General features: G+C 72.5%; 2 protein-coding genes. One reads left to right on the forward strand and one right to left on the reverse strand.

What is annotated here, in order from left to right:
• Positions 1-338: 338 nt before the first annotated feature.
• Positions 339-1418 (reverse strand): alcohol dehydrogenase catalytic domain-containing protein, encoded by a 1080-nt coding sequence (locus ACFOGJ_RS08675; RefSeq protein ID WP_379899467.1) that lies wholly within the window; start codon positions 1416-1418, stop codon positions 339-341.
• Positions 1419-1494: 76 nt separating this feature from the next.
• Here ACFOGJ_RS08675 and ACFOGJ_RS08680 point away from each other — a divergent pair.
• On the forward strand, positions 1495-1841 hold a 347-nt coding region (locus ACFOGJ_RS08680; protein WP_379899468.1), incomplete at its 3' end, for a helix-turn-helix domain-containing protein.

Raw genomic sequence — 1841 nt, forward strand, 5'->3', positions numbered from 1 at the left:
TTTCCCTAAGCAGACAAGCACTCGTCAGAGCACCGCCGCCCACAAAAATCCTTCCACACTTCCAACAATGTCCAATAACGCGGGCAATCGCGGGCCTGCCGCTTTCGCCGGACCCGCCCAACCCAACCGCGGCATCGCAGTGGATGCTGCAACCGGTCTGGTGCGGGAGCCCAGGGCGTCGGTGCCGGGCCTTTCGGCCGGGCCGCCGGTTCCGTCCTGAGCGGGCCGGCCTTGTACGATGGGGGCGGGGGGAGGTCAATCGCTTTTTTTCGGCACCTGCGATTTTTTTTGCCCGCCGGCCGCGAAGTGCCGGTTTCCTGCGGCCGGCATCTGCAAGGTCAGGGGCACATGAGGGTCAGGCTGAACGGGCCGGCATGCGCGGCGGCATGGCCGACGGCCTCCGCCACGCGGTCCAGCGGGAAAGTGGCGATCCGGTAATGGTCCAGGCCGATCAGGCCGGCGCGCAGCATCGCGACCATCTCCGGCACCGCCTCCCGCGGGTACATCCACTGGCCATGGATGCTGACGCCGTTCCGCATGATCCAGGCATAGGGCAGGTCCAGCCCGCCGCCGCCGTTCATGCCGATGCCGCCCATCAGCGCGACCCTGCCGTTGCGTCGCACCGCCATCACCGCCGCCCGCGCCCAGGCCGGCGACGCCGCCGGCGGCGGCAGGTCGAGCACGCAGTCGATCGGGCCGGGCGCCCGTGCGATCATCGCCTCGCGGTCGGCATCCTCGTCGCCGGTGAAGCGCAGGCCGCGCACCCGCGGCCCGAAGACCCGCTCCAGCGCCGCCAGTGTCTCCGCGTTGCGGCCGGTGGCGACGACGCAAGCCGCCCCCATGCCCAGCGCCACCGCGACCGCCGCCCCGCCGAAGCCGCCGGTGGCCCCGTTCACCAGGACCGTTTCGCCCGCCCGCAGGCCGGCCGCACGCAGGCCGCCATAGGGCACCAGCAGCATGCCCAGGATGCACCAGCGGGGCGCATCGTCCGGAACGATGTCGCCGATCGGCACGGCATTCTCTGTCGGCAGAAGCAGCCGTTCCGCCCAGCCGCCATTGCCGAAATGACGCTGCAGCATCTGCCCGCCGGGGCCCCGCGCGCTCAGGCCCTGCAGGGTGATGTCCGGCGCCAGCACATCGTCGCGGGCGCGGATGACGGGATCGCAATAGACCCAGTCGCCGGGCCGCAGCCGGGTGGCGTCGGGCCCCACCGCCCTGACCCGGCCGACCGCGCCGGCACCGGGGACCACCGGCAGGTGCAGCAGATAGCCCCTGGCACCGCTGAACACCTCGCTGGCATAGGCCAGCACCCGGGAGGCGGCGACGTCGACGATCACCTCGCCGGTGCCGCGTTCCGGGTCGGGATGGTCCTCGACGGCAAGCGGCGCGCCGAACGCCTTCAGAATGACGGCCTTCATGGGGCATCTCCCTGGCTGGACGGGAGACAGTATCCCGCGCTCGCGCGGCGGCAGACAGCCCTGGTATTACCCCGGGATGGAAGAGACCCAGCCTCACCTGCTTTCCGGCGACGGGGACCGCAGCCCTCTCGGCAGCTTCCTGCGCGCCCGCCGGGAACGGCTGCGGCCGGAGCAGGTCGGCCTGACCGGCGGCAGCCGGCGGCGGCGCGCCAAGGGGCTGCGCCGGGAGGAGGTGGCCGAGCTGGCCGGCATCGGGGTCGACTGGTGCATCCGCCTGGAGCAGGGCCGCGCGGTGACCCCGTCGGCAATGACGATCGACGCGCTGGCCCGCGCCCTGCAACTCTCCCGCGACGAGCATGCGCATCTGCGGGCGCTGGCGCAGACCGGCGGCCGCCGGCGTTTCACGGCGGAGCAGGTGCCGCC

Origin of the sequence: Marinibaculum pumilum (assembly GCF_042646425.1) — a bacterium.
GTDB classification, from domain to species: domain Bacteria; phylum Pseudomonadota; class Alphaproteobacteria; order Ferrovibrionales; family Ferrovibrionaceae; genus Marinibaculum; species Marinibaculum pumilum.

Bases quoted from the DNA above. Each gene is read 5' to 3' on its own strand.
- ACFOGJ_RS08675 (WP_379899467.1), bottom strand. From the start codon at position 1,418: ATGAAGGCCGTCATTCTGAAGGCGTTCGGCGCGCCGCTTGCCGTCGAG.